Here is a 26,032-nt window from a genome sequence, read left to right on the forward strand (position 1 = left end):
CTATGAACGAAATCAAATGCCCCAACTGCGGGGAAGTTTTTACAGTCAACGAAAGCCAGTATAGTGAACTTTTGTCCCAAGTACGGACGGCAGAGTTTGACAGGGAGATTCATGCGCGGATTGAGCAGGAGTTGGCTCTGGCGGAGCAAAAGGCTCAGAATCAGCAGCAGACCCTGCTGACGGAAAAGGAGCAGGAGATTGCAAATCTGCAGCATCAGGTCAGTCAGTTTGCTGTGGAAAAGGAGCTGGTCAAAAAAGATGTGGAGAAGGACTATAATCAGCAAATGGCTGAAAAGGACCAAGCTCTTGCCGATCTCCGCAGTCAGATTGCTCAGTTTGAAACCCAGCAGGAGCTGACGAGGAAAGAGGCCGAGCAGGCTGCCAGTCAGCAGATTCTTGCTAAGGACAAGGAAGTCCAGCAGCTGGAAAATCAGCTGGCGACCCTGCGGCTGGAGCATGAAAACCAGCTGCAGAAGACCCTGTCTGCTGTCGAGAAGGAGCGGGATGCGGCTAAAAATCAGCTGGCCCTGCAGGAAAAGGAAGCGGAGATTGCTCAGACTTCCCTCAAGGAACGCTATGAAATACAGCTGCGGCAGAAAGATGAGACCATTGAGTTTTACAAGGATTTCAAGGCCAAGCAGTCTACTAAGATGATTGGCGAGAGTTTGGAACAGCACTGCGAGTACGAGTTTAACAAGAACCGTATGGCCATGTTTCCACGAGCGGAGTTTGGCAAAGACAATGACGCCAGAACCGGCAGCAAGGGCGACTACATCTACCGGGAGGTGGATGAGAATGGCGTTGAGATCCTCTCCATCATGTTTGAAATGAAAAATGAAGGTGACGAGACGGCGACCAAGAAAAAGAATGAGCATTTTTTCAAGGAGCTGGATAAGGATCGGAATGAGAAGAAGTGTGAGTATGCCATTCTCGTGACCCTGCTGGAGGCAGACAGCGATCTTTACAATTCGGGTATCGTGGATGTCTCCTATGCTTATGAGAAGATGTATGTCATCCGGCCCCAGTTCTTCCTGCCCATGATTACCCTCCTGCGCAATGCGGCCCTTAATTCTCTCCAATATAAGCAGGAATTGGCTGATATGCGCGGTCAAAACATTGACATTACCAACTTTGAAGATGATTTGAATGCTTTCAAAGTGGCTTTTGCTAAAAACTACAATTCTGCTTCGACCAACTTTGGCAAGGCCATTGATGAGATTGACAAGGCCATCAAGCGCATGGAAGAGGTCAAGAAATTCCTGACGACTTCTGAAAACCAGCTGCGTCTGGCCAACAACAAACTGGACGACGTCTCTGTCAAAAAACTGACCCGTAAAAACCAGACTATGAAGGCCAAGTTTGAGGCTTTGAAGGGGGAGTAGAAATATAGACGAAGCTATTTTAAAAAAACAAACTTAAGTTTATTTTATTGGAGATTATTATGAAAAATGAAAATTTATCACAAAATTTTGAACTAACCAATGGTGAATCGGAATTTAGTTATGACGAACTAGAGGAACTTTTGGAAAGTCAGTTGGCAATAAGTTTTGAAGAATTGGAAATTCTGAAACAAGAAAAAGAAAAAATCAGCAACCCAGATAATTTAGGAGAGATTGTTTTGGAAGAAGTCTGGAATCAGTTTGCTAATCAAATTGGTTTGGATTTAACAGATGAAACACTCGTGCAAGCCTATGACAGAAAAAATCCTGATGGATACACTAAAAATGTAGGAAACTCTGTTCTTCAGGACAAGAGTTATCGTGATGCCAATAAGCAAATGAAACAACAGCAGCGTGAGGGGAATTTGAAAGATGAATACACAGGAAAGAAACTGAAAATTAATGATAAAGCTAATTTGGACCATGTTGTTCCTAGAAAAGAAATATATGATAATTCTTGGCGTAAGATTGCTGATATCAATACAAAAGATTTAGCAAATAAACCAGAAAACCTTAAAGCGACCAACGAATCACTTAATAAGAGTAAAGGTGCCAAATCAAATACAGAATACATTAAAGGTAGAGAAGTAAGAGAACAAAAATTAATAGAGCAAAATAAACGTGCTAATGATAAGATTGATAAGAGAAGTGGTATTAGTACAGTTGAAAAGAAACAGCTTAAAGCAAAAAATGACAAAAAATTACAGGATAAACTAGATGCAGAGGATAAGTTGATGATGGATTCTGAAAAATCTGCAAAGAAAGCAATCTATAAAGACATCGCTCCAAAAGCAACTTTGAATATAGGAAAAAAAGCAGGTAAAGATGCTTTAAAAGTTATGGCAATTTCATCTTTATTTGCATTGTTAAAAGAAATCATGAATGCTTTTATACGTTTTCTAAAATCTAAGAAAAAGTCAGTTGATTCTTTTTTGGAGGAAATGAAACAAGCAATTAAATCATTTTTTAACAAGCTTTCTAGTATTTTTGAAGCGGGAGCAGTTTCCTTTATTGGCAGTATCATTTCAGAAATTTTGGGTGCTGTAGGTCAAACATTTGTGAAGTTTACAAGTATTATTAAGCAGGCTATAGCCTCTGTAAATCAGGCAATTTCTTACTTGCTAAATCCTGCAAATAAAAATCAAACTGTAGAATTAAAAATAGCAAGTATTTCTAAAATTCTTATAACAGGGATTACAGCAACAGGAGCATTTTTTCTTGGTGAAACTATTTCAAAATTTTTAATGACAGTCCCAGGAATGCAGATAGAAATTCCATTTTTAGGATCCTTTGCCAATATTATAGGTCTGTTTTTTGCTAGTTTAACATCTGGCTTAATAGGAGCTGTTGCAATTAACCAGCTAGATAGATTCATTTCTAATAGACTGGTTGAAGAGAATGTAAAGAAGCAACTAGAGGTGAAAAATAGTGTATTACATATTCAGGATACCCAAATTGCTGTTGTAGAAGGTAAAGTAGCTCATTATCGCAACAGTATATTGGCAAACATGTCTGAGAATCATCGGAATTTGCAAGAAATAGTAGCTAAATTGGGAAATGATGAACTTATAGAAACGAATGATTATAAGCAGAAAATTATTGAAAATGAAGAATATTTTGTAAATAAACAAACTGGTTTAAAAAAAATGCAGGAAGACTTGCTTGATTTATTATAGGGGTGAAAAATGTCGGAACAAATTGAACAATCGCTTGAAGTTATGGGACTTAAAAATTTAGAAAAGTTTAATAATAAAAAAGATGAGTTGAAAGAATTTAGTGAAAAAATTCCAAAACAATCTGAGTTGCCCACAGTGCCACAAAATGAAAAAATGTTTGGGCTGGTTGATATTGATTATGCTGTAAAAGGAAAAGATATGAATCATTTGACTGAAGTAATTCAGGATAGAATGATTGAACAGAATAAAAATATCAAAAAAATTATTCAGGAATTTAATACAATCTATGAGACATTTCAGATTTTAGATGATGATTACTTGAAACATATATCATTTTCACTGAATAGTGCTCAAGCTGCAAACCAAAAAGCACTTCAAGGTTTAAAAGAAATCGAAAGTTACCAAAACCAAAACAAAGAATTATTAAATGAAGTTTTAAACAATGAAGATACAATTTTAAAGATTCTTAATAAACACGATTCAATTTTACAGAATTTTATTAGTCAAAAGAATAACCAAGATTATTTACAATCTCAAATAAACAAAATAGAAAAAAATATTTCTGATACAAGTAAATACGATGAATTGAAACTTTTAATTACTGGTTATCAATCTGAATTAAAAACTGTAAAGGCAGAAAGTGCGATGCTTAGAAAGACAATGTATATTTTTATAATATTTTTTGTTGTTTTGTTTATTTTGACACTTTATTGGGGGATTAGATGATAAGCGAAACGTATTTTGAATTATTATGTAAAGAGGTTAGGAATTTAGACGAATTTAGTTCATCTAAATATCAGTTGGAAAAGATAGTCAATGATATAGCAAATTATTCTAGCAATGCCGAGCTTGAACTTATTCAAAAATTGGGAATTTTAAAGAAAGAACGAATTATCCCTAAGTTTGATGTTAAGCAGGGGAATATTATAGAATTGCTTTATAAATATTTAGGGGCAAGGGAAATTGATGAGAAATATAGTGTTTTAAAGTCAGAAGCCGCTCTTTCCTTTGAGGATTTATCTAATCAACTGAATGAGTTGATTGGATTAGATTTTGTAAAAGAACAAATCAGCAATTTGATTTGTTTTAATAAAGTACAAATTTTAAGAGAAAGACAAAATCTAAAAAAAGCTTATAGAACGATGCATATGGCTTTTTTAGGAAATCCAGGAACAGCTAAAACAACTGTAGCAAGGATTGTTGGAAAAATGTATAAATCTCTTGGCCTATTAAGTAAAGGACACTTTATTGAAACAAGTCGAACAGATTTGATTGCGGAGTACCAAGGACAAACAGCTATCAAGGTGAAGCGCTTGGTTCAAAAGGCCAAAGGAGGAGTCCTATTCATAGATGAGGCGTATAGTATTACTGAAAATGAAAATAGTGATAGTTATGGGAGGGAATGCTTAACTGAACTAACAAAAGCCTTAGAAGATTATAGAGAAGATCTTGTTGTAATAGTTGCAGGTTATCAAGATTTGATGGAGAAGTTTTTTCAATCAAATCCAGGATTAAAATCACGGTTCAATAATTTTATAATTTTTAATGATTATTCTTTAGATGAAATGTTCTCTATTTTTACATTTTTTTGTAACAAGAACGATTATCTGATTAGTGACAAAGCTAAAATAAAACTCAAAGAGGTATTAGAAAAACAGATGAAAAATGAAGACGAAGTTAATTCTAACGGACGATTGGCTAGGAATTTATTTGATGCCGTGATTATGAACCAGGCAAAAAGAATATTCAAAATCTCCTCAGTTTCAAAAGAAGAACTTATGCTTATTACTGAGGAAGACATTGTAGATTAGTCTGCTCTTATAAAAAGGTTTGGAAGATGGTATATAGCGCAAAAAATCATGTCCTGCATCTGGCAGACAAAAGTATGGATTATGTGACCTTTGGCCGAGGGGAGAAGCCTCTGGTGATGATTCCCGGCCTGGGGGACGGCTTGGCGACTGTAAGGGGCATGGCTCAGAGCATTTCCTTTCTATATCGGCGACTGGGTCGGGACTACAAGGTCTATGTTTTCAGCCGGATGAATGAATTGCCAGTGGGCTGTAGCACCCGAGACATGGCCGGAGATTTAGCGCGAGCCATGACAGCGCTGGGACTGACCCAAACTCCTGTTCTGGGCATCTCTCAGGGCGGCATGATTGCTCAGTGGCTGGCCCTTGACTTTCCGGATAAGGTCAGTCGATTGCTTTTAGCAGTTACGACAGCTAGGGCCAATGAACTGAGCAGGGAGCGGGTCGGACACTGGATGAGGCTGGCACAGGCAGATCAGTATCAGGATTTGATGGCTGATATTGGCCAACACTCCTATAGCAGCAGGACCTATGCTTGTCTGAAATATCTCTATAAGCTAATGGGATTTTTCGGGAAAATAAAGAATAAAGAGAGACTGCTGATTCAGGCCCAGGCCTGTAAGGAACACGATGCCAGAGCAGAGCTGGCCAGGATTTTCTGTCCGACCTTGATTGTCGGTGCAAAGATGGATGATGTTCTGGGTCTGGAAGCCTCTTACGAATTAAATCGAATCATCGAAAACAGCCGCTTGATTGTCCTGCCTGACTGCGGCCATGCCCTCTACGAAAAAAATAAAGAATTTCAGCAGCTTGTCTTGGAATTTTTAGAAAGTAACCAATGAACGGAATTATCAACTTAAGAAAAGAAGCGGGCATGACCTCGCATGATGCAGTTTTTAGGCTGCGAAAGATTTTACAGACCAAGAAAATCGGTCATGGCGGGACCCTGGATCCGGATGTGGTGGGGGTTCTGCCCATTGCAGTCGGCAAGGCCACGCGTCTGGTGGAGTTTATGCAGGAGGAAGGCAAGACCTATGAGGGGGAGATCACTCTGGGCTTTTCGACGACGACTGAGGATGCCAGCGGTGAGCGGGTGGAAAGCACACCGGTAGAAGAGCTTGTGGAAGAATCCCTGATTGATGAGGCGATGCAGTCCATGACCGGTCAGCTGCGGCAGATTCCGCCTATGTACTCAGCGGTCAAGGTCAAGGGCCGCAAACTTTATGAGTACGCCAGAAGCGGTCAGAAAGTGGAGCGGCCGGAGCGGCTGGTGACGATATACAGTTTTGAGCGGACAGGTCCTTTGGCCTATGAGGAGGAGGCAGCCCGCTTTCCTTTCCGTGTCCGCTGCAGTAAGGGAACTTATATCCGCACCCTGTCGGTGGATCTGGGAGCCAGGCTGGGCTATGCCAGCCACATGTCCCAGCTGACGCGGACGGCTGCTGCCGGTATGCGCTTAGAAAAGGCCCTGACGCTGGCTCAGATTGAAGAGCTGGCGGCAGCAGAGGACTTCTCCTTTCTCCAGCCCTTGGAGTTAGGAATCGGTGATTTGACCAAGGTCCAGCTCACAGAGGAGCAGATCCAAGATGTGAAAAACGGCCGTTTTATCAGCCTGCTTTCAGACGAGGTCCAGCTGGCTGGTTTTGATGGGGAGAAGTTAGCGGCGATTTTGGAAAAGCGGGACGAGATGTACAAGCCCAGAAAGGTCTTTCTCTGATCTTTAGCATTAGAATTGTCAAAAAACTGTCACAATGGTGTAATGGATAGTCAGCTGTCTCTATGATATAATGGCTACATTAAACCTCACAAAAAGATGCCAGCCGCACAACTGGCCTCTTTTTGTTTTTTTCAGCTTCTATCTTGTAAAAAACTACGAGGCATAGTAAAATAGAGGAATGATGAAAACGATTCGTATTAAAGATGAAAAAGATATTGAGCAGGCGGAGGACACGGTTCTGGTTCTGGGGTATTTTGACGGACTTCACAGGGGACATCAGGCTCTCTTTTCTGAGGCTCGGAAAATCGCCAAGGAGCAGAACTTGAAGATTGCAGTGCTGACCTTTCCGGAGTCGCCCAAACTGGCCTTTGTCCGCTACCAGCCAGAGCTCATGCTGCATCTGGCTAGTCCTGCAGACCGCAGGCAGCAGCTGGCTGCGCTGGGAGTTGACTGCCTTTATCTGATTGACTTTACCAGCCGTTTTGCAGGCAATACTGCTCAGGAGTTTTTTGAAAAATATGTCAAACGTTTGAGGGCCAAGGCTGTGGTGGCCGGCTTTGACTATCATTTTGGCTCTGACCGCAAGGAATCGCATGAACTGGGTGATTATTTTGAGGGGAAAATTGTCATTATCCCTTCAGTCAATCTGGACGGGCAGAAGATCTCTTCCAGCCGCATTCGCGAGACCATTGCAGCTGGCAGCATGACCAAGACACAGGAGCTTTTGGGCTACCCGCTTTCTACGCGGGGCATTGTGGTGCATGGCAATGCCAGAGGCCGGACGATTGGCTATCCGACAGCTAATCTGGCGCCGCTGGACCGGGTTATCCTGCCGGCAGACGGTGTCTATGTAGTCCATGTTGAGCATGAAGGCCGGCTTTACCGCGGTATGGCCAGCGTTGGCAAAAACGTGACCTTTGAAGGCGATGAGCTTCGCTTTGAAGTCAATATTTTCGATTTTTCGCAGGATATTTACGGCGATACCATTCGGGTTTTCTGGCTGGATAAGATCCGGGACATGGTCAAATTTGACGGTGTAGACCAGCTGGCTGCCCAGCTGAAAAGCGATGAGGAGACGGCCCGTGCATGGACAGCAGGAGCCTAAAAAGATAAAAAGATTATATTTTTATGACAAAAGCTGAAGGATTCCCAAAAAAACCTAGTCAAGTCCAGTAAAATTTAGTATAATAGAAGTAGTTATTATACAAAGTAAGAAGAGAAAAGCATGATCACACTATTTTTATCGCCGAGTTGTACCTCCTGCCGCAAGGCGCGTGCTTGGTTGCTTAATCATGAAGTTCCCTTTACCGAACACAATATCATGACAAGCCCGCTGTCAGCTTCTGAATTGCAGCATATCCTTTCGCTGACAGAAAATGGTACGGATGACATTATTTCAACTCGCTCAAAAATTTTTCAGAAATTAGACTTGGATGTGGAGAGCTTGTCCATTTCAACTTTGATTCAGTTGATTGAGGAAAACCCCAGTCTTTTGCGGCGTCCGATTATTTTAGACGGCAAGCGCATGCAGATTGGTTTTAATGAGGATGAAATTCGCGCTTTTCTGCCTCGGGGCTACCGTAAGGAAGAGCTGAGAGCTGCAACGATGAGAGCAGAGATTCAGTAAAGATGGACAAAAATTATAGTTACCCACTAGATTTATCGTGGAGCACTGAAGAGCTTGCTTCGGTGCTTTCTTTTTTTAATGATGTAGAAGCTGCCTATGAGCGGCACATTCAGGCGGAGCGCCTGCTCAGGTCCTACGCAGCTTTTAAGCAGGTCGTTCCCGGCAAGGGAGAGGAAAAGCGGATTGGCCGTGAGTTTGAGACTGTCAGCGGCTATTCGATTTATCGTGCTGTTCAGGAGGCGAAAAGAAAGGGGAAAGGAAGCATTTCTCTTGGAAAATAAATTTCGTTTTGCGAAGGAAATCATCTATCAGGCTGGTGCTTTTTTGCTGGATCATCTGTACGATGATTTGGATGTGAAGCAGAAGTCCAGTCCGACCGATCTGGTCACGGAGATGGATCAAAAGATTCAGAACGATTTGGTGAAGAAGATTCTGGCCCGCTACCCCGAGGATGCCATTCTGGCGGAGGAAAACGGGCTGCGCCACAGCATTGCGGACGGATCGGTCTGGGTGATTGACCCCATTGACGGCACGACCAATTTCATTACCCAGAAGGCTGATTTTGCGATTATGCTGGCCTATTTTGAAAATGGAATCGGTCAGTTCGGCCTGATTTATGATGTGACCAGAGACCAGCTCTATCATGGCGGCGGGCTTTTTGATGTTTACTGCAATGACAGAAAACTGCCGTTTTTTGAAAACAAGCCTTTCAGTGACTATCTGATGGCTTCCAATGCCGGCATGCTCAAGCACAATCACTGGGGATTGGCGGATTTTTCACGGGAATGTCTGGGAGTGCGGGTCTATGGCAGTGCCGGCATCAGTTTTGCCAAGGTCCTGTCCGGCGGTCTGGTGGCTTATTTCTCCTACAACTGGCCTTGGGATTATGCGGCGGCTTATGTCATGGCAGCTAAGCTGGGCTTTGTCATTCAGACACTGGACGGCAAAGAGCCTGATTTTCAAAGGCAGGAGCCCATCATGATGGCTCCCCAGTCTAAGCTGAAAGACTTGCAGAAGTATTTAGAGAAGGGGAAAGAGCAGTGATGGATTTTCCGCTAGGATTTAAGGAAAAATATGAGAAACTGCTGGGATCAGAAGCAGCTGATTTTTGGGCGGCTTTTGACGAGGAGCCCATCGCAGCCTTTCGGACCAATCCTTTGAAAGAAGGGCAGCAGGATTTTCCTGATACCATTCCCCATACGGACTGGGGACACTACGGCAAGGTATCCGGCCGGTCGCCTGAGCACGTGACTGGTCTGGTCTATTCACAGGAGCCGGCCGCGCAGATGGTAGCGCAGGCCGCTGCTCCGGCTAAGGGCATGAAAGTGCTGGATCTGGCTGCCGCTCCCGGCGGCAAGTCTACCCATCTGCTTTCTTTTCTGGACAATACCGGCCTTTTAGTGGCCAATGAGATCAGCAGCAAGCGGGCCAAGATTCTGGCGGAGAACCTTGAGCGTTTCGGAGCCAGAAATGCCGTGATCACCAATGAATCAGCTGATCGTCTGGCAGCTGTCTTTCAGGGGTATTTTGACCTGATTGTGCTGGATGCTCCCTGCTCAGGTGAGGGGATGTTCCGCAAGCAGCCGGAGGCCGCCCAGTACTGGACACCGGACTATCCTGCCAGCTGTGCCCGCCTTCAGCGAGAGATTCTGACGGATGCGGTCAAAATGCTGGCACCCGGCGGACAGCTCCTTTATTCGACCTGTACTTGGGCGCCGGAGGAAAATGAAGAAATGGTTGCCTGGCTCTTGCAGGAATTTCCGCTGGAATTGCAGGAAATTCCGAAAATCAACGGCATGACAGAAGGGATTGGCTTTCCGCAGACAGCCCGCATGTATCCGCATCATTTTCGGGGCGAGGGGCAGTTTGCGGCGAAATTCCGCTTTACCTGTGACCATACCTGCAAGAAAATCAAGCCCTTTCGGCATCGTCTGACAGCCCAACAGCAGCAACTCTGGCAGGACTTTCAGAAAAAGCACCTAAAGGCTGACCTGACAGGTGATTTGCAGACTTTTGGGGATCATCTCTATCTGCTGCCTGCCGGGCTCCCGGATATGTCCAAGCTGAGGATCGTCCGCAACGGCCTGCATCTGGGGCAGTTCAAAAAGAATCGCTTTGAGCCGAGCTTTGCTCTCGGTCTGGCTCTCAAACCCAGCGAAGTAAAAAAGTGCGTCAAAATTGACCGGCAGGATTTCCAAAAATATGCTGCCGGTGAGACTCTGGTGCTGCCTCAAAGCCTTGCGAATGGCTGGTATCAGCTGGTTTTGGAGGGCAATGGTCTGGGCTTTGCCAAGGTCACTGGGACAACCTTGAAAAATTTTTTTCCCAAGGGTCTGCGATTTAGGTAAAATATTAGGAAAAGCTGCTATTATATGATATAGTTGAAGGTGTGAAGGCATGGCCAGCAGTGACTTCAGAATGGCAAGGCTTTTTCGACCTCTTCATTTTATTTAAGGAGAAATCTTTTGAACACATTCAAAAAAATAATCTTGTCGGCGGCGGCGCTGACTCTGGGTCTGGCTCTTTCAGCCTGTTCGTCTTGGATTGACCGCGGTGAGTCCATGACGGCGGTCGGCTCAACTGCTCTGCAGCCTTTGGTAGAAGCAGCGGCGGATGAGTTTGCTTCCAACAATATTGGCAAAATTGTCAATGTCCAGGGCGGCGGTTCTGGTACGGGGCTTTCGCAGGTTCAGTCCGGTGCGGTAGAAGTCGGCAATTCCGATGTTTTTGCGGAGGAAAAAGACGGCATTGATGCTTCGGCTCTGGTGGACCATAAGGTTGCCGTGGCCGGTCTTGCAGTGATTGTCAATAAAGAAGTCGATGTTGACAATCTGACGGCCGAGCAGCTGCAGAAGATATTTGCCGGTGAGATTACCAACTGGAATCAGGTCGGCGGCAAGGACCTGGAGATTTCCATCATCAATCGGGCTGCCAGCTCTGGTTCGCGGGCGACTTTTGACAGCGTCATTATGGATGGAAAAACTGCAGTACAGAGTCAGGAGCAGGACTCAAACGGTATGGTGAAGTCCATCGTGTCTCAGACACCAGGGGCGATTTCTTATCTGGCTTTTGCCTATGTGGATGATTCGGTGAAGACCATCAAGCTGAATGGCTATGAGCCTACTGCTGAAAATGTAACGACCAACAGCTGGCCGCTCTGGTCTTATGAGCATATGTATACACAGGGAGAGCCTTCGGGTCTGGCGGCTGAATTTCTGGAGTACATGCTGTCTGACGATGTTCAGAAGGGGATTGTATCCAGCATGGGCTATATTTCTATCAATGATATGAAAGTCAGCAAGGATGCTGATGGGAATGTCACAGCAATAGAAGGAGATTCAAAATGAAAAATGAGGAATTAACCAAAAAGTTGTTATCGCCTTCTAAGAATTCTCGCTTGGAGAAGTTTGGCCGCTATCTGACTTTTGCCTGTCTGTCACTGATTGTGGTGATTGTGGCTATGATTCTAATTTTCGTTGCTCAGAAAGGTTTATCCACTTTCTTTGTCAACGGCGTTAATGTTTTTGATTTTCTTTTTGGTGGTGTCTGGAATCCTTCTGGTAAGGAATTCGGTGCCCTGCCAATGATTTTAGGCTCCTTTATCGTTACTATTCTATCTGCTCTGATAGCAACTCCCTTTGCGATTGGTGCAGCTGTCTTTATGACAGAGGTTTCTCCAAAAGGAGCAAAGATACTGCAACCTGCGATTGAGCTTTTAGTTGGTATTCCGTCTGTTGTTTATGGATTTATCGGTCTGCAAATCGTAGTACCTTTTGTCCGTACAGTCTTTGGCGGTACGGGTTTTGGGATTTTGTCTGGTATTTTTGTGCTCTTTGTCATGATTTTGCCAACAGTAACCTTTATGACGACGGACAGTCTGCGTGCTGTGCCACGCCACTACCGTGAAGCAAGTCTGGCTATGGGCGCAACGCGCTGGCAGACTATTTGGCGGGTAACACTCAAGGCTGCTCGCTCAGGTATTTTTACAGCTGTGGTCTTTGGAATGGCGCGTGCTTTCGGTGAAGCTTTAGCTATCCAGATGGTCGTGGGTAACTCTGCGGTGATTCCAACCTCTTTGACAACGCCAGCAGCTACATTGACTTCTGTCTTGACCATGGGAATCGGAAATACCGTTATGGGAACAGTGGACAATAACGTTCTCTGGTCTCTGGCTCTGGTGCTCTTGATGATGAGCTTAGCCTTTAACAGTGTGATTAAACTAATTACAAAAGAAAGAGGTAAGAAAAACTATGCACGCTAAGAAATTAGATAAATTGGCGACTGGTGTTCTCTATACAATAGCGAGTATCATTGTTGCCATCCTTGCCTCTCTCATCCTCTATATCTTAGTTAGAGGATTGCCGCATGTTTCTTGGTCTTTCTTGACAGGGAAATCCTCTTCTTACCAAGCTGGCGGTGGTATTGGGATTCAGCTATACAATTCCTTCTTCCTGCTGGTAATTACTCTGATTATCTCTGTGCCTCTTTCTATGGGGGCTGGGGTTTATCTGTCAGAGTATGCTAAGAAAGGCCCAGTGACCAACTTTGTCCGCACCTGTATTGAAATTCTATCTTCACTGCCTTCGGTAGTGGTAGGGCTCTTTGGTTATTTGATCTTTGTTGTCCAGTTTGAGTATGGCTTCTCAATCATTTCTGGTGCCTTGGCTCTGACAGTCTTCAATCTGCCACAGATGACGCGGAATGTCGAAGACAGCCTGCGCCATGTCCATCATACGCAACGTGAAGCTGGTTTGGCCTTGGGAATTTCCCGCTGGGAAACGGTCCTGCATGTGGTCATCCCAGAAGCTTTGCCTAGTATTGTGACAGGGATTGTACTGGCTTCTGGTCGTATCTTTGGTGAAGCAGCGGCCTTGATTTATACAGCAGGTCAGTCAGCTCCAGCTCTTGACTGGTCAAACTGGAATATTTTTAGCGTTACTAGTCCTATCTCTATCTTCCGTCAGGCTGAGACCTTGGCTGTCCATATCTGGAAGGTCAACAGCGAGGGAACAATTCCTGATGGAACGGCTGTTTCTGCAGGTTCAGCAGCGGTTCTCCTGATCTTCATTTTGATTTTCAATCTTGGAGCCCGCAAACTAGGTAGCTATCTGCATAAGAAATTAACCTCTGCTTAAAGGAGAAGAAATGACAGAATATAATTGGAATGAAAAACATATCATTACTTTTCCTGAAGAAAAGGTAGCCCTGTCGACCAAGGATTTGCATGTTTACTATGGTAAAAAGGAATCCATCAAGGGCATTGATATGCAGTTTGAAAAAAATAAAATCACTGCTTTGATTGGCCCGTCTGGATCAGGGAAATCCACCTATCTTCGCAGCCTCAACCGCATGAACGATACTATTGATATTGCCAATGTGACTGGTGAGATTCTCTATGAGGGGATTGATGTCAATCGGCCGGAAATCAATGTCTATGAGATGCGCAAGCACATCGGCATGGTCTTTCAGAGGCCCAATCCTTTTGCCAAATCCATTTATCACAATATCACCTTTGCCCATGAGCGGGCCGGTGTCAAGGATAAGAAGGTTCTGGATGAAATCGTGGAGACCTCGCTCAAGCAAGCAGCTCTCTGGGATCAGGTCAAGGACGACCTGCACAAGTCTGCTCTGACCCTGTCAGGCGGTCAGCAGCAGCGGCTCTGCATTGCCCGGGCCATCTCCGTCAAGCCGGACATTCTGCTCATGGATGAGCCGGCCTCTGCCCTGGATCCGATTGCGACCATGCAGCTGGAAGAAACGATGTTTGAGCTCAAGAATGACTATACCATTATCATTGTGACCCACAACATGCAGCAGGCTGCCCGGGCCAGTGATTATACAGGATTTTTCTATCTGGGCGACTTGATCGAATACGACAAGACCGCCAATATCTTCCAGAATGCCAAACTGCGCTCCACCAATGACTATGTATCCGGCCATTTTGGCTAAACATTGGAGGGGGGGCGCAGGATGCGGCGATGCCTTTCCGATAAACGCTAATAAAAATAAAGGAAAAACGAATGACAGAACCTATTTTGCAAGTCAAGGACTTGTCGGTTTATTATAATAAAAAGAAGGCTTTAAACAGTGTGTCACTGGATTTTATGCCCAATGAAATCACGGCCTTAATCGGACCGTCGGGATCCGGCAAATCAACCTTGCTCAAGGCCATCAACCGCATGGGGGATTTGAATCCCGAAGTGACAACGACTGGGACAGTCATTTACAACAGCCACAATATTTATGGTCCGCGGACAGATACGGTGGAGCTGCGCAAGGAGATTGGTATGGTCTTTCAGCAGCCCAATCCTTTTCCGATGACCATTTATGAGAATGTGGTCTATGGCCTGCGCATCAATGGTGTCAAGGACAAAAATATTTTAGATGAAGCAGTCGAGCGCTCCCTTATCGGGGCATCTATCTGGGATGAGGTGAAGGACCGCCTGCATGATTCGGCTATCGGTCTCTCCGGCGGTCAGCAGCAGCGGGTCTGTGTGGCCCGGGTATTGGCGACCAGTCCGAAAATCATCCTGCTGGATGAGCCAACCTCAGCGCTGGATCCGATTTCTGCCGGAAAGATTGAGGAAACGCTGTACGGTCTGAAAGACAAGTACACCATGCTGCTGGTCACCCGCTCCATGCAGCAGGCATCACGGATTTCCGAAAGGACCGGCTTCTTCCTAGGGGGCGATCTGATTGAGTTTAACGAGACGAAAAAGATGTTCCTCAGTCCTGAACATCAGGAAACAGAAGACTATATCACCGGTAAGTTTGGCTAAACAGCTGCAGAAGAGAAAGGAATTTTATGCTTAGAGTACAATTTGAAGAAGATTTAGAAAAACTTCATAATCAATTCTATGCGATGGGAAACGAAGTCCTATCGCAGATTAACCGAACGGTTCGTGCCTTTGTCACACATGACCGTGAACTGGCTCGTCAGGTCATTGAAGACGACGCTGAAGTCAATGAATACGAGGTGAAACTGGAGAAGAAATCTCTAGAAATCATCGCCCTGCAGCAACCTGTGTCTCAGGATTTGCGAACCGTTATCACCGTGCTGAAAGCCAGCAGTGATTTGGAACGCATGGGCGACCACGCTGTATCTATCGCCAAAGCTACTGTTCGGATGAAGGGAGAAGTCCGCATCGAGTCTGTAGAAGATGCCATCAGCAAGATGGGGCGCGATGTTAAGAATTTCGTCGAAGAAACCCTGAACGTCTACCTCAATGGAAATGTAGACCAAGCCTATGCAGTAGCAGCTCTAGATGAGAAAATCAACCAATACTTTGATGATATTCGCGATCTTGCTACTGAGGAAATCAAACAAAATCCAGAGCTGATTGTGACTGGCCGTGACTACTTCCAAGTTATCTCTTACTTGGAACGAATCGGCGACTATGCCAAGAATATCTGTGAATGGGTTGTTTACTTTGAGACAGGTAAGATTATTGAATTATAGCCTTTTACAGTCTTTTCCTTTGCTTTTCACTCCCCCGGACTGTTGCAAGGCGAGTTAACGACATAATAAAAGAGGAACAAATGACGATATGAGGCTCTCCGCACGATTTGCTTCAACAGTCTGTTGGAGCTGACGAAGTTTGAAGAGTATCAAATGATAAAAATAGACGAAGCTGGGTACGGTTGTCCCAGCCTCGTTTTTTAATTTTTTGCTTTTTGCTCTCTGCGTGCCAGCCATGGCAGGATTAAGCCGATGGCGAGGAGAAGGACCGGCGTGATGATGTTTGTTAGGAAAGTAAACCACCATTCAGTCGGCTGTTTGCCCATGTCTATCTGCGGAAACATTCCCAGTATACAGGCAAAAGCTGTAAAGCAGAATCCCCAGCCTCCGATAAGAATGCCTAGTTTTTTATTCTTGATAAAGATGTATTGGGCATTCTTGTATTGATCCCAATTCCGATAGAGGAAGATAAAGGCCAGGAAAACCCACAGATAGGATGTTGGCAGCACGATAGCATTCAGATTTGTCAGCCAGTGCACGATACTGTCGATTTGCTTCAGTCCGAGAAGCGGGAGGGCTATCAGAATGCTGACCAATACTCCTGTTAGGATGTAGCCATTGACCAGTGTACCGGTCTTGCTGCGTTTTCGCAGCCAGCCGGGGATAAAGTCCTTATCAGCACTGCCGAGGAAAATTTGCATATGGGAATCCACATTGAGAGCCAATACGGAAGCTTGTCCCAGAAACTGAGTCACTGCATAGATGAAGACCAATAAACGGCCGATACCCCAGTGCTGGCCAAGGACGTCAAAGGCTTGATAAGCACCGTTGCGCATCAGGTCAGCAGGGATGTTATTGCTGTCAAAGAGCATGGCCATTCCAAAGGAGCCAAAGATGGCACAGACCCCAACCATGATGACCATGGCAATCATGCCTTTGGGAAATTCTTTGGCGGGGTTTTTGGCTTTGTTGACATAAGGAGACATTGACTCGGCACCGCCGACGGAAAATACGAGAAGGGCGATGGTCGTCAGGTAGACAAAGTCAAACTTAGGAATATAGGTAGAAACCTTGTCCATATTTGCCGTTGCCAGCTGCAGGTCAGGCTTGATAGCAGGCAGGGCTACAGCTAGAAGGATGAACAGAAGGGACATGACCAGCATGGAACCGCCAGCCAAGGTGCCTAGATATTTTAAGGCTTTGAGGCCCTTGGTGGACAGGTAGAGCAGGAGAAGGAAGGCCAGCAGTTCCAGTCCAACCAGAGCAGGCGTTGACAGTGAGCTGAGGAAATCCCCATTCCCCTGCACGATCCAACCCAAAGAAATCAGGATAACCTGAGACTTCTGAGCCAGATAAGGAATCTGCGTCACCCAGTAAGTCCAAGCAGCAAAGAAGGCCAGACGCTTGGTGGAAGTATTGGCAATCCAGTCCGTTACCCCGCCTTCCTGCTCCTTGAACGTAGCGCCGAGCTGACCGACCATGAGGGCATAAGGAATCAGGTAGATGACGAGGATGATGACCCAAGAGGTCACGACACTCAGTCCCTGCTGGGCGTAGTTATTGACGACATTTCCCAGCCCCCATACCAAATTGAAGGCGATTAATGAAATCATCGCCCAATTCAGCTGTTTATTGTTCTTTTCCATAGTACCACCTCCTTAAAATGATTAGGAAAAGATACTTCATATGTTAATTATACCACTGATTTTCTAAAAAAAGAAAGCGTTTACCATATATTTAGAAAAATATATTTAGGATAAGTTGCAAAAGCCTGCTGTATCAGGAAACAAAAGGAGAGATTGTTTATGCCGGACTTACTCGGAAAGCGTAAGCTGAATCCCTTGGCCTTCAGTGGCCGGCACACAAGCAAACGATTCCGTCTTTTCGTTTGAGGCAGGGGCATAAACTGACAAAGTAAGTGTCAAAAACAGCTTGGGATTTGGCTTCCTCTGGCCAGCAGCTAGAAAGGAAGACTGGCTGACAAGATTGAAGACTTCGTCTGACCGATTTTTGTCCTGCTCACAGGGCTTCTCTGCCACCCATTTATGACGAATTCAGTTAAATATGTTACAATGTTAAAAGATGATACCAAGCAGCGCCGGGAGCTCTGCTAGGTTAGATGAGGAGAAAAATATGCAAGCAGTTGCGCACTTTATTGATACATTTGTCCCTGAGCATTATGATTTATTTTTGGACTTGAATCGTGCTGACAAGACTTTTTCAGGCAGGGTTTCCATTACAGGGGAGGCTAAGTCTGAGACCATTTCCCTCCACCAGAAGGGATTGACCATTGAGACTGTTGAGTCAGCCGGTCAGGCTCTCGCTTTTACAGTCGATGATGCCAATGAAGCTCTTTATGTGGAGCTTGGAGCGACTGGCAGCCAGACGGTCACCCTGACCTATTCCGGTCGGATTACGGACAATATGACCGGGATTTACCCCTCCTACTATAGGGTCGATGGCGTCAAAAAAGAAGTCATCTCTACTCAGTTTGAAAGCCACTTTGCCCGCGAAGCCTTTCCGAGTGTCGATGAGCCAGAAGCCAAGGCAACCTTTGATCTGGCTTTGAAATTTGACCAGGCGGATGGAGAGCTGGCCCTGTCCAATATGCCGGAAATCGACAGCGAAAACCGCAAAACCACCGGTATCTGGAAGTTTGAAAGAACGCCCCGCATGTCCTCCTATCTCCTTGCTTTTGCTGCAGGCGATTTGCAGGGGATAACTGCCAAAACCAAGAACGGAACGCTGGTCGGCGTTTATTCGACCAAAGCGCATCCGCTCCAGAATCTTGAGTTTTCACTGGATATTGCCGTTCGGGTGATTGACTTTTACGAGGAATACTACGGGGTGGCCTACCCCATTCCGCAGTCGCTTCATGTGGCTCTGCCAGACTTTTCAGCAGGAGCCATGGAAAACTGGGGCTTGGTCACCTATCGCGAAGTTTATTTGCTAGTAGATGAAAACTCCACCGTCACCAGCCGTCAGACAGTTGCCCTGGTCGTAGCCCACGAGCTGGCTCACCAATGGTTTGGCAATTTGGTTACCATGAAGTGGTGGGATGATCTCTGGCTTAACGAAAGCTTTGCCAATATGATGGAGTATGTCAGCGTGGACGCCATTGAGCCAAGCTGGAATATTTTCGAGGACTTCCAGACAGGCGGTGTACCAGCAGCACTGAAACGCGATGCGACGGACGGCGTGCAGTCTGTTCATGTGGAGGTCAAGCACCCAGATGAGATCAATACGCTCTTTGATGCAGCCATTGTCTATGCAAAGGGCAGCCGCCTCATGCATATGCTGCGCCGATGGCTGGGCGATGCTGCCTTTCGCAAGGGGCTCAAGGCCTACTTTGAGCAGCATCAGTACGGCAATACCATCGGACGTGATCTTTGGAATGCCCTTGGCCAGGCGTCAGGCCGCGATGTCGCAGCCTTTATGGACTCTTGGCTGGAGCAGCCAGGTTATCCCCTCCTCACAGCTAAAGTTGAAAATGACACGCTGAAAATTTCTCAAAAGCAGTTCTTCATTGGCGAACATGAAGACAAGGGCCGTCTGTGGGTCCTGCCCCTCAACAGCAACTGGACAGGGATTCCGGATACTTTGGAAGGAGAAAGTCTGGAAATACCTAACTATGCAGTCTTGGCAGCAGCCAACAAAGCTCATGGCGCTCTGCGCTTCAATACGGAGAATACAGCTCACTATATCACGGATTATCAAGGCGAATTGCTGGAGGCTATTCTGGGTACACTCACAGAGCTGGACAGCACCAGCAAGCTTCAGGTGGTGCAGGAACGCCTCCTTTTGGCAGAAGCCGGAAGCATTTCTTTTGCGGCCTTGCTGCCAGTCATTAAGCCGCTGACCGAAGAAAAATCCTATCTGGTGGTCTCTGCTGTCAGTGACGTGCTGGCAGGCTTGGAACGCTTTGTCGATGAAGGGACAGCAACTGAAAAAGCTTATCAGCGGCTGCTGGCTCAGTTCAACCGTTTCAACTTTGACCGCCTTGGTTTTGAAGCCAAAGCAGGAGAGCCGGATGAAGATGAGCTGGTCCGTCAGCTGGTCATTGCCAATATGATCAAGGCAGACGATGCCCAGGCCAGTGCTCAGGCCAGCCAAATCTTTGCCGACTATGCGGAGGATTTGGCCAAGCTGCCTGCGGCTATCCGTCAGCAGATTCTCATCAATCAGATGAAGCATCATGAAAGCGGAGAGCTGGCTGAGCAGTATCTCCATGCCTATGTGCATGCGACAGACGGCAACTTCCAGCGCCAGCTGGCTGCTGCGCTCTCCAAGACGAAAGACGCTGATCATCTGGCCCTGATGATGAAGGAGTGGAAAAACAAGGATGTCGTGAAACCTCAGGATCTGCTGATTTGGTACGCTTCTTTCCTTCGAAGCGACTATGCTCAGGAGACCGTTTGGACCTGGGCACGGGAAAATTGGGACTGGATCAAAGCTGCTCTTGGCGGAGACATGAGCTTTGACAGCTATGTCGTGGTGCCAGCCGCAATTTTCAAAACCGAACAGCGCTTGGCAGAATACAAGGCTTTCTTTGAGCCTCAGCTGGACGATATGGCCATCAGCCGCAATATCCGCATGGGCATCAAGGACATCGCCGCACGTGTGGACCTGATTGCGCGTGAAAAAGCAGCTGTAGAGAAAGCTCTGAAAGCAAACAGCTAACATATAGAAAACAGCAGACTCATGAGTTTGCTGTTTTTTTAAAGAACTGCTTCGCCATTTTTATATCTTTTAAAATTATGTTATAATAGCCCTGTCAAAGAAGTTTTACCTAGAATAATTTTGAATGTCAAAGAATTTCATCTAGCCAAACGGTAAAGAAACGAGTAAAATGTGGAAGAAAAGCAAATGTTAGGAAAGCAGTTAAAATTGATTCGAGAACAAAAAGGCTATAGTCAAGCTCAGATTGCAGAATATTTAGGAACCACGCGGCAGACTATCTCGAATTGGGAACATGATAAAACGATTTTAGATAGCCGCAGTCTGATTCGCTTAGCTGATTTTTATCAGATTTCTTTGGATGAGCTATGCGGCCGAAATGCTATCCCTGCATACAAGGGAGCGGGTCTCAGAACCATGATTTTGACCAATGCCTGCACCCTTTGGAGCTGCTTGGTTTCGTCTCGCAGCTAAAGCCATTGTTTTCCTGCTAGCTTTTTAATATTCTTTATTCTAGGAGGAAAATATGCCCTATCTTTATCTATCTTTTGCCATTTTATTTGAAGTGGCTGCCACAAGTCTCTTAAAACTATCGCAAGGTTTTTCTAAAATGCTTTTTGGGATTCTTGCGCTGGTCTTTTATGGCTTGTGTTTTTTCTTTTTGTCGCTGTCTTTGAAAGGCATTCAGCTCAACCTTGCTTATGCTATTTGGGCTGGTATCGGATTGGTCGGAACAACAGTGCTTTCTATTTTTCTTTTCCGTGAAAAAGTGACAGCTACAAGCCTCATAGGAATCGCCTTGGTTATCTCAGGACTTGTTTTGTTAAACTTATCGCAAAAGATTCATTAATCAAAGGAGCATTTATGGGAAACAATTATTTTAAAAATAAAAAGGTAGCGATTATCGGTGCCAGCGGCAGTCTTGGCTGCGCTTATGCTCAAGCCTTTCAGCAGGAAGGAGCCCAGCTTTTTTTACTAGGACGCCATGTCGAAAAAGTTCAGAAACTAGCCCAGAAAACAGCGGCTGAATATTCTCTTGCAAGTCTTGAAATTGGCAGCGAGGAGTCGCTGCAGGCAGCAGTAGAAGCGATTCGGAGTTGGTCAGACCAAGTGGATATCATTATCAATGCCACCGGTTTTGATGTACGCAAATCTCTGTCAGCCCATTCGGCAGCGGAGATTAAGCAGACACTGGACACCAATCTGCTGGGTGCGGTTTTGCTGACAAAATACTTCCTCCCTCTTTTATCGGATAAGGCAAGCTCTACCCTTGTTCATACAGGCGGTTTTGCAGATGGGCGGCTGGCCTTTCCTTACTATAGCGTGGATGTGGCTAGTCGGGCCGGTGTTTTTTCTTTTATTGAAGCTATGAATCGGGAGTTAAGGGCAGAGGGGAGAAAAAAGTATATCACTTATTTTTGTCCCAATGCAGCAGCTACACCGTCCGAAGCTCCCTATCACCCTGTCTGGCGTGAAATGGGTCTTGCTATCTCCAGTCCAGCTGAGGTATGTCAGGCTCTGCTCAAGGGGATTAGGAAGCGCAGAAGAGTCATTCTTATGGGGGCGGGGACAGGCTTATTTGCTAAGATTAATCTCTTGTCTCCTTCCTTGGCCGATTTTTTGTTGCTCAATCAATACAGCCGGATTCTAAAACACTATTTCGCTGCTGCTGACTGATCCGCCTTTCAGCCTTCTTTAAGAAAAAATTCAGTCCTCTTTAAGAAAAAACTTTTATAATAATGCTAACTTAGTGAGACTGAACTAGGGCTGGAAAGTCTGTGCAGATAGGCTTTACCAAAAACAGAAAGAAGGAAATTTCTAAATGGATATGGAAAAAATGATTGTGGTGAAAAAGAGCACGAAATGGTGGCTGACTGCGGCGACCAGCGGCGCTCTGGCGGTAGGGCTCTTAGGCGGTTATGGTCTGGCAGCAGCTGTGTATAGCACAAACAGCCAGCAGTCAGGACTGCAGAATGCCGCAACGAATCAGAATCTGCCCCAGCAGGGACAAAACGGTCAGGCTGGTGCTGGCCAGCCGCCGCAAGACGCTCAAAATGGGCAGCATGGACAAAATGGCGGACCGGGCAACGGCATGCCGCCGCAGGACGGAGGTCCTGCTCAAAACGGCGGGCAAAATGGCGGACCGGGTCAAGGGATGTCTCCTCAGGAGGGGAAAAACTCTGACAGCAACAGCTCTGCAGGCTCTCAAGACCAGAAAAGCAAAAATAAGTCCGGCAGCAAGTCTTCCAACAGCGACAAGACGACAGCAGACAGCAGCAAAAGCACAAGCAGCTAAAATAATGCTGATCGCCGTAGAAAATGTTTCTGATTTTGGGCCGAGTCTGTTATAATAGGATAGAAAAGTGAATAAGACGGCGAGAATGACTCAACGCTTTGTCTTATGAAGGAGAAAGAAATGATTAAAATTCTATTGGTAGAGGATGACCTCGGTTTATCAAACTCAGTATTTGATTTTTTAGATGATTTTGCAGATGTGATGCAGGTTTTTGACGGTGAAGAAGGTCTCTACGAGGCAGAGAGCGGGGTCTATGACCTCATTCTTCTGGATCTCATGCTGCCTGAAAAAGACGGCTTCCAAGTCCTGAAAGATCTCCGGGAGAAGGGGGTGACAACTCCGGTCCTGATCATGACAGCCAAGGAAAGTCTGGACGATAAGGGACACGGCTTTGAGCTGGGGGCAGATGATTATCTGACCAAGCCTTTCTATCTGGAAGAGCTGAAAATGCGGATCCAGGCCCTGTTGAAACGCTCTGGAAAATTCAACGAAAATACTCTTTCCTACGGTGATGTGACGGTTAATTTGCTGACCAATTCAACGCAGATGGACGGCAAAGAAGTTGAGCTCTTGGGCAAGGAGTTTGATTTGCTGGTTTATTTCCTGCAAAATCAAAATGTTATCCTGCCTAAAACTCAGATTTTTGACCGTCTTTGGGGATTTGACAGCGACACAACGATTTCAGTCGTTGAAGTGTACGTTTCGAAGATTCGCAAAAAACTGAAAGGAACGGCATTTGCGAAAAATCTGCAGACCCTTCGTAGTGTCGGATATATTTTAAAAGATGCTGAATAAAATTAAGAAAACCTTTTATGCGGATGATTTTTCATATTTCATTCGCTATTTTGGGCTGTTCACCCTGATTTTCTCGGCTATGACCCTGATTATCATCCAGGTGATGCGCTCCAGCCTCTATACGACGGTTGATGATAATTTGAAAACGCTGAGCCTCAGTCCCAATTCAGTGGCTGATTTGGCTTATCGGACGACCGGCCAGCAGTCTGACCCCAGCAATAAGGTCAGCAATGGCCAGGAAGCCGGCAGTGTTCCTGCTGCTGGCGGCGGACCAGGCGATTCTAAGCCGGATGAGCTGGGCAAGGCCAATGTCAGTTCCAATACTTTTGCCCTGCTCTTGGACGAGGATTATAAAAATATCTCGACCAGCAAGAGTGACGGCTTCCTTGACTTTAATTCACTGGAATTTAACAAAAGCTATCTGGATCAAATCAAACAGGTTGTCGTCAGCAACAGCTTTGGCCAGACGGAGAGCTACCGGGCCTATCTCTTTGATATTGACCCCAATGATGTCTACCCAGACATCAAGTATGCGGTAGTGATGACCAGTATCAGCCAGCTGGAGCAGACCAGTGAGAAGCATGAGCAGCTGATTGCCATGGTTATGGTCAGTTTCTGGGGCATCTCGCTCATTGCCAGCATTTACTTGGCCCGGATGAGTGTGAAGCCGCTTCTGGAAAATGTGCAGCGGCAGAAGGCTTTTGTGGAAAATGCCAGCCATGAGCTGCGGACGCCCTTGGCCGTGCTGCAAAACCGTCTGGAATCGCTCTTTCGCAAGCCTGAGGCGACCATCATGGACTCCAGCGAGAATATCGCTTCCAGTCTGGATGAAGTGCGCAATATGCGCCTCTTGACGACCAATCTGCTCAATCTGGCTCGCCGTGATGACGGCATCAATCCGGAATACGGCGAAGTGGAGCCGGAATTTTTTGATACAACCTTTGCCAACTATCGGATTATTTCGGAGGAAAATGCCAAATTGTTCCATTCTGAAAATATGATCCGGAGGCCGGTGTGGACCGACAGCATCCTGCTCAAGCAGCTGATGACCATCCTCTTTGACAATGCTCTGAAGTACACTGAGGAAGACGGGCAGATTCGCTTCGTGGCTCTGACCAATGACCGGAATCTGATTTTGCGGATTTCTGATAACGGACCGGGTATTAAGACTGAGGATAAGAAAAAAATCTTTGACCGTTTTTACCGGATTGACAAGGCCCGGACCCGTCAAAAGGGCGGTTTCGGTCTGGGTCTGTCACTGGCCAAGCAGATTGTGGAGGCCTTCAAGGGCACCATTGCGGTGAAGGATAATAAGCCCAAAGGAGCTGTTTTTGAGGTTCGGCTGCCGCTGAAGGACAATAAAAAACGCTCTGTTAGATAGCAGGAGAGGGCTGCTATGAATATTTTAGTTTATGGTGCGGGCACAATCGGCTTGACATATGCCTGGTTACTGTCTCAGCAACTTCAGGTCACTGTCTTGGTTAGAGAGCATAAGCTGTCGGCTTTTGAACATGGTTTCAACCTTTCTATTAAAGATTTAAGGAAAAATGATCGGCTTTACAAAGCACATCATTTTCAGCCTGCATTGGTGACGAGCATTGCTCAAGACTATGATCTGATTCTCTTAGCAGTCAATAGTTCGCAGCTTGATCAAGCCTTGCATCAGTTGGCAGCTGTAAAGGGAAAGGCTCATTTACTCATTTTACAGAACAACTGGGCAATCAAGTCTAAGATTCCTTCTGATTTGGATAGAAAGCAGGTTACGCTGGCTTTTCCTTCTTCTGTCGGAGGAGGACGCAGGAGCAATGGCCAGGTCCGAGCTATTATTTTTAAAGCGCCTACTTTACTGGATGATGATGCTTACCAGTCGGAGCTGGCTCCTATCTTCACAGCGAGCGGGATTGGCATCAATGTGATGCCTGACTTGGCTTCTTGGATGAAGGTTCACTGTCTTCAGGAGGCAGTAATGGCTGGTGCAGTTGCAGAAGCAGGGACTTTTGAGGCACTCTTGAAAGATAAAAAGGCAATTCGAAAGATGATTGGCGCTTGGCGAGAAGGTTTGGAACTCTGTCAGCGATACGGCATTCCCAAAGCTCGTTACAAACCGACTAAATATCTATCGCTGCCTCTCTTTCTGCTGGTTCCGGCAGTGAAGTCCATGCTGAGTCGGCCCTTGATTGCAGAAATGGTCACAAATCATATGCAATCAGGTTATGCTGAGTGGGCTGATCAATATTTTGAAATCAAAAGAAGTGCAGAAAAAGCAGGCATTAAGATGACACACTGGAATTCCTACAGCGGCTTTATCGACCAGTTTTTGAAAAAGAATCCTTGAGGCTGGGACAAAAGTGTTTCAGCCTCGCTTTGTTTTGGTAAAAAACTCTTGACGCGGCAGCTAATTGCTCAAGAGCTCCAGTGGAGGTTTTGAGGTTATAGATAAAGCTTCTGAGAGGAAGCAACAAAAGCACTGCTTTGAGGTTGCGGATAGGACTTGCAAAGCAAGTCTCAACTTTGTTCGTCTTTTAGACTCCAAAAAGT

At 45.7% G+C, this 26,032-nt stretch carries 26 protein-coding genes; 25 read left to right on the forward strand and 1 reads right to left on the reverse strand.

All coding sequences use genetic code 11. The annotated features are described in order from the left end of the window. Window positions 1–2: 2 nt before the first annotated feature. The 17 genes from DHL47_RS08800 (at window position 3) to phoU (ending at window position 15,726) form a co-directional block, all read left to right on the forward strand. Window positions 3–1,382 (forward strand): DUF2130 domain-containing protein, encoded by a 1,380-nt coding sequence (locus DHL47_RS08800; protein WP_209551602.1) that lies wholly within the window; start codon window positions 3–5, stop codon window positions 1,380–1,382. A 59-nt stretch (window positions 1,383–1,441) separates the two neighbouring features. Further along, on the forward strand, window positions 1,442–3,115 hold the full coding sequence (locus tag DHL47_RS08805; protein WP_209551603.1) for an HNH endonuclease family protein: 1,674 nt from the start codon (window positions 1,442–1,444) through the stop codon (window positions 3,113–3,115). Window positions 3,116–3,124: 9 nt separating this feature from the next. Continuing rightward, entirely contained in the window at window positions 3,125–3,841 is a 717-nt protein-coding gene (locus tag DHL47_RS08810; RefSeq protein WP_128837239.1) for a hypothetical protein, read from the forward strand. Beyond that, complete coding sequence (locus DHL47_RS08815) at window positions 3,838–4,926, forward strand: AAA family ATPase (protein ID WP_209551604.1); 1,089 nt, start codon at window positions 3,838–3,840, stop codon at window positions 4,924–4,926. The genes DHL47_RS08810 and DHL47_RS08815 overlap by 4 nt, the downstream gene beginning before the upstream one ends. A gap of 26 nt (window positions 4,927–4,952) precedes the next feature. Then, a complete protein-coding gene (locus DHL47_RS08820) occupies window positions 4,953–5,765 on the forward strand; it encodes an alpha/beta fold hydrolase (RefSeq protein ID WP_209551605.1) in 813 nt (270 codons plus the stop codon). Further along, window positions 5,762–6,640, forward strand: a complete 879-nt coding sequence (gene truB / locus DHL47_RS08825; RefSeq protein ID WP_209551606.1) for a tRNA pseudouridine(55) synthase TruB — start codon at window positions 5,762–5,764, stop codon at window positions 6,638–6,640. The genes DHL47_RS08820 and truB overlap by 4 nt, the downstream gene beginning before the upstream one ends. 181 nt (window positions 6,641–6,821) lie before the next feature. Beyond that, complete coding sequence (locus tag DHL47_RS08830; protein WP_338060110.1) at window positions 6,822–7,745, forward strand: bifunctional riboflavin kinase/FAD synthetase; 924 nt, start codon at window positions 6,822–6,824, stop codon at window positions 7,743–7,745. A gap of 120 nt (window positions 7,746–7,865) precedes the next feature. After that, the gene (locus DHL47_RS08835; protein WP_128837235.1) at window positions 7,866–8,267 is read left to right on the forward strand and encodes a Spx/MgsR family RNA polymerase-binding regulatory protein; all 402 of its coding nucleotides are present in this window, start codon (window positions 7,866–7,868) and stop codon (window positions 8,265–8,267) included. A gap of 2 nt (window positions 8,268–8,269) precedes the next feature. Continuing rightward, a complete protein-coding gene (locus DHL47_RS08840; protein ID WP_209551608.1) occupies window positions 8,270–8,548 on the forward strand; it encodes a UPF0223 family protein in 279 nt (92 codons plus the stop codon). Beyond that, the gene (locus tag DHL47_RS08845; protein ID WP_209551609.1) at window positions 8,538–9,311 is read left to right on the forward strand and encodes an inositol monophosphatase family protein; all 774 of its coding nucleotides are present in this window, start codon (window positions 8,538–8,540) and stop codon (window positions 9,309–9,311) included. The genes DHL47_RS08840 and DHL47_RS08845 overlap by 11 nt, the downstream gene beginning before the upstream one ends. Then, a complete protein-coding gene (locus DHL47_RS08850; RefSeq protein ID WP_209551621.1) occupies window positions 9,311–10,615 on the forward strand; it encodes an RsmF rRNA methyltransferase first C-terminal domain-containing protein in 1,305 nt (434 codons plus the stop codon). The genes DHL47_RS08845 and DHL47_RS08850 overlap by 1 nt, the downstream gene beginning before the upstream one ends. 117 nt (window positions 10,616–10,732) lie before the next feature. Then, window positions 10,733–11,614, forward strand: a complete 882-nt coding sequence (locus DHL47_RS08855; RefSeq protein ID WP_209551610.1) for a phosphate ABC transporter substrate-binding protein PstS family protein — start codon at window positions 10,733–10,735, stop codon at window positions 11,612–11,614. Next, the gene (gene pstC, locus DHL47_RS08860) at window positions 11,611–12,528 is read left to right on the forward strand and encodes a phosphate ABC transporter permease subunit PstC (protein WP_002895771.1); all 918 of its coding nucleotides are present in this window, start codon (window positions 11,611–11,613) and stop codon (window positions 12,526–12,528) included. Before DHL47_RS08855 ends, pstC begins: the two co-directional genes overlap by 4 nt. Next, window positions 12,518–13,402 (forward strand): phosphate ABC transporter permease PstA, encoded by an 885-nt coding sequence (gene pstA, locus DHL47_RS08865; protein ID WP_002895770.1) that lies wholly within the window; start codon window positions 12,518–12,520, stop codon window positions 13,400–13,402. The genes pstC and pstA overlap by 11 nt, the downstream gene beginning before the upstream one ends. A 10-nt stretch (window positions 13,403–13,412) precedes the next feature. Next, window positions 13,413–14,216, forward strand: coding sequence for a phosphate ABC transporter ATP-binding protein PstB (pstB, locus tag DHL47_RS08870; RefSeq protein ID WP_209551611.1), 804 nt, complete (start codon window positions 13,413–13,415; stop codon window positions 14,214–14,216). Window positions 14,217–14,287: 71 nt separating this feature from the next. After that, a complete protein-coding gene (gene pstB, locus DHL47_RS08875; protein ID WP_128837231.1) occupies window positions 14,288–15,046 on the forward strand; it encodes a phosphate ABC transporter ATP-binding protein PstB in 759 nt (252 codons plus the stop codon). Between the two features lie 26 nt (window positions 15,047–15,072). Next, entirely contained in the window at window positions 15,073–15,726 is a 654-nt protein-coding gene (phoU, locus tag DHL47_RS08880; RefSeq protein ID WP_002897761.1) for a phosphate signaling complex protein PhoU, read from the forward strand. 200 nt (window positions 15,727–15,926) lie between these two features. Here the strand turns inward: phoU and DHL47_RS08885 are convergent, their stop codons facing one another. Then, window positions 15,927–17,372, reverse strand: coding sequence for an APC family permease (locus DHL47_RS08885; protein WP_209551612.1), 1,446 nt, complete (start codon window positions 17,370–17,372; stop codon window positions 15,927–15,929). A 487-nt stretch (window positions 17,373–17,859) separates the two neighbouring features. On the opposite strand from DHL47_RS08885, the gene DHL47_RS08890 reads away from it, so the two are divergent. The 8 genes from DHL47_RS08890 to DHL47_RS08925 all read left to right on the forward strand — a co-directional run bounded on the left by DHL47_RS08890 (window position 17,860) and on the right by DHL47_RS08925 (window position 25,829). Beyond that, window positions 17,860–20,406: a M1 family metallopeptidase gene (locus DHL47_RS08890; RefSeq protein WP_209551613.1), complete on the forward strand. Its 2,547-nt coding sequence runs from the start codon at window positions 17,860–17,862 to the stop codon at window positions 20,404–20,406. A gap of 186 nt (window positions 20,407–20,592) precedes the next feature. Beyond that, window positions 20,593–20,877, forward strand: coding sequence for a helix-turn-helix domain-containing protein (locus DHL47_RS08895; RefSeq protein ID WP_128837228.1), 285 nt, complete (start codon window positions 20,593–20,595; stop codon window positions 20,875–20,877). Between the two features lie 52 nt (window positions 20,878–20,929). Then, on the forward strand, window positions 20,930–21,253 hold the full coding sequence (locus DHL47_RS08900; protein WP_209551614.1) for a DMT family transporter: 324 nt from the start codon (window positions 20,930–20,932) through the stop codon (window positions 21,251–21,253). 14 nt (window positions 21,254–21,267) lie between these two features. After that, window positions 21,268–22,080: an SDR family NAD(P)-dependent oxidoreductase gene (locus DHL47_RS08905; RefSeq protein WP_209551615.1), complete on the forward strand. Its 813-nt coding sequence runs from the start codon at window positions 21,268–21,270 to the stop codon at window positions 22,078–22,080. Between the two features lie 145 nt (window positions 22,081–22,225). Further along, window positions 22,226–22,699, forward strand: coding sequence for a hypothetical protein (locus DHL47_RS08910; RefSeq protein ID WP_209551616.1), 474 nt, complete (start codon window positions 22,226–22,228; stop codon window positions 22,697–22,699). Between the two features lie 120 nt (window positions 22,700–22,819). Beyond that, window positions 22,820–23,494: a response regulator transcription factor gene (locus DHL47_RS08915; RefSeq protein WP_209551617.1), complete on the forward strand. Its 675-nt coding sequence runs from the start codon at window positions 22,820–22,822 to the stop codon at window positions 23,492–23,494. Further along, complete coding sequence (locus DHL47_RS08920; protein ID WP_209551618.1) at window positions 23,484–24,875, forward strand: sensor histidine kinase; 1,392 nt, start codon at window positions 23,484–23,486, stop codon at window positions 24,873–24,875. Before DHL47_RS08915 ends, DHL47_RS08920 begins: the two co-directional genes overlap by 11 nt. A gap of 15 nt (window positions 24,876–24,890) precedes the next feature. After that, complete coding sequence (locus tag DHL47_RS08925; protein ID WP_209551619.1) at window positions 24,891–25,829, forward strand: ketopantoate reductase family protein; 939 nt, start codon at window positions 24,891–24,893, stop codon at window positions 25,827–25,829. The last annotated feature ends 203 nt before the right edge of the window (window positions 25,830–26,032 follow it).

This window comes from Streptococcus panodentis (assembly GCF_017884005.1).
Lineage (GTDB): Bacteria > Bacillota > Bacilli > Lactobacillales > Streptococcaceae > Streptococcus > Streptococcus panodentis.

Bases quoted from the DNA above. Each gene is read 5' to 3' on its own strand.
- DHL47_RS08895 (WP_128837228.1), top strand. From the start codon at position 20,593: ATGTTAGGAAAGCAGTTAAAATTGATTCGAGAACAAAAAGGCTATAGT.
- DHL47_RS08885 (WP_209551612.1), bottom strand. From the start codon at position 17,372: ATGGAAAAGAACAATAAACAGCTGAATTGGGCGATGATTTCATTAATC.
- DHL47_RS08915 (WP_209551617.1), top strand. From the start codon at position 22,820: ATGATTAAAATTCTATTGGTAGAGGATGACCTCGGTTTATCAAACTCA.
- pstB (WP_209551611.1), top strand. From the start codon at position 13,413: ATGACAGAATATAATTGGAATGAAAAACATATCATTACTTTTCCTGAA.
- DHL47_RS08805 (WP_209551603.1), top strand. From the start codon at position 1,442: ATGAAAAATGAAAATTTATCACAAAATTTTGAACTAACCAATGGTGAA.
- DHL47_RS08905 (WP_209551615.1), top strand. From the start codon at position 21,268: ATGGGAAACAATTATTTTAAAAATAAAAAGGTAGCGATTATCGGTGCC.
- DHL47_RS08890 (WP_209551613.1), top strand. From the start codon at position 17,860: ATGCAAGCAGTTGCGCACTTTATTGATACATTTGTCCCTGAGCATTAT.
- truB (WP_209551606.1), top strand. From the start codon at position 5,762: ATGAACGGAATTATCAACTTAAGAAAAGAAGCGGGCATGACCTCGCAT.
- DHL47_RS08815 (WP_209551604.1), top strand. From the start codon at position 3,838: ATGATAAGCGAAACGTATTTTGAATTATTATGTAAAGAGGTTAGGAAT.
- DHL47_RS08925 (WP_209551619.1), top strand. From the start codon at position 24,891: ATGAATATTTTAGTTTATGGTGCGGGCACAATCGGCTTGACATATGCC.
- DHL47_RS08920 (WP_209551618.1), top strand. From the start codon at position 23,484: ATGCTGAATAAAATTAAGAAAACCTTTTATGCGGATGATTTTTCATAT.
- DHL47_RS08835 (WP_128837235.1), top strand. From the start codon at position 7,866: ATGATCACACTATTTTTATCGCCGAGTTGTACCTCCTGCCGCAAGGCG.
- DHL47_RS08900 (WP_209551614.1), top strand. From the start codon at position 20,930: ATGCCCTATCTTTATCTATCTTTTGCCATTTTATTTGAAGTGGCTGCC.
- pstA (WP_002895770.1), top strand. From the start codon at position 12,518: ATGCACGCTAAGAAATTAGATAAATTGGCGACTGGTGTTCTCTATACA.
- DHL47_RS08840 (WP_209551608.1), top strand. From the start codon at position 8,270: ATGGACAAAAATTATAGTTACCCACTAGATTTATCGTGGAGCACTGAA.
- DHL47_RS08850 (WP_209551621.1), top strand. From the start codon at position 9,311: ATGGATTTTCCGCTAGGATTTAAGGAAAAATATGAGAAACTGCTGGGA.
- DHL47_RS08910 (WP_209551616.1), top strand. From the start codon at position 22,226: ATGGATATGGAAAAAATGATTGTGGTGAAAAAGAGCACGAAATGGTGG.
- phoU (WP_002897761.1), top strand. From the start codon at position 15,073: ATGCTTAGAGTACAATTTGAAGAAGATTTAGAAAAACTTCATAATCAA.
- DHL47_RS08800 (WP_209551602.1), top strand. From the start codon at position 3: ATGAACGAAATCAAATGCCCCAACTGCGGGGAAGTTTTTACAGTCAAC.
- DHL47_RS08810 (WP_128837239.1), top strand. From the start codon at position 3,125: ATGTCGGAACAAATTGAACAATCGCTTGAAGTTATGGGACTTAAAAAT.
- DHL47_RS08820 (WP_209551605.1), top strand. From the start codon at position 4,953: ATGGTATATAGCGCAAAAAATCATGTCCTGCATCTGGCAGACAAAAGT.
- pstC (WP_002895771.1), top strand. From the start codon at position 11,611: ATGAAAAATGAGGAATTAACCAAAAAGTTGTTATCGCCTTCTAAGAAT.
- pstB (WP_128837231.1), top strand. From the start codon at position 14,288: ATGACAGAACCTATTTTGCAAGTCAAGGACTTGTCGGTTTATTATAAT.
- DHL47_RS08830 (WP_338060110.1), top strand. From the start codon at position 6,822: ATGAAAACGATTCGTATTAAAGATGAAAAAGATATTGAGCAGGCGGAG.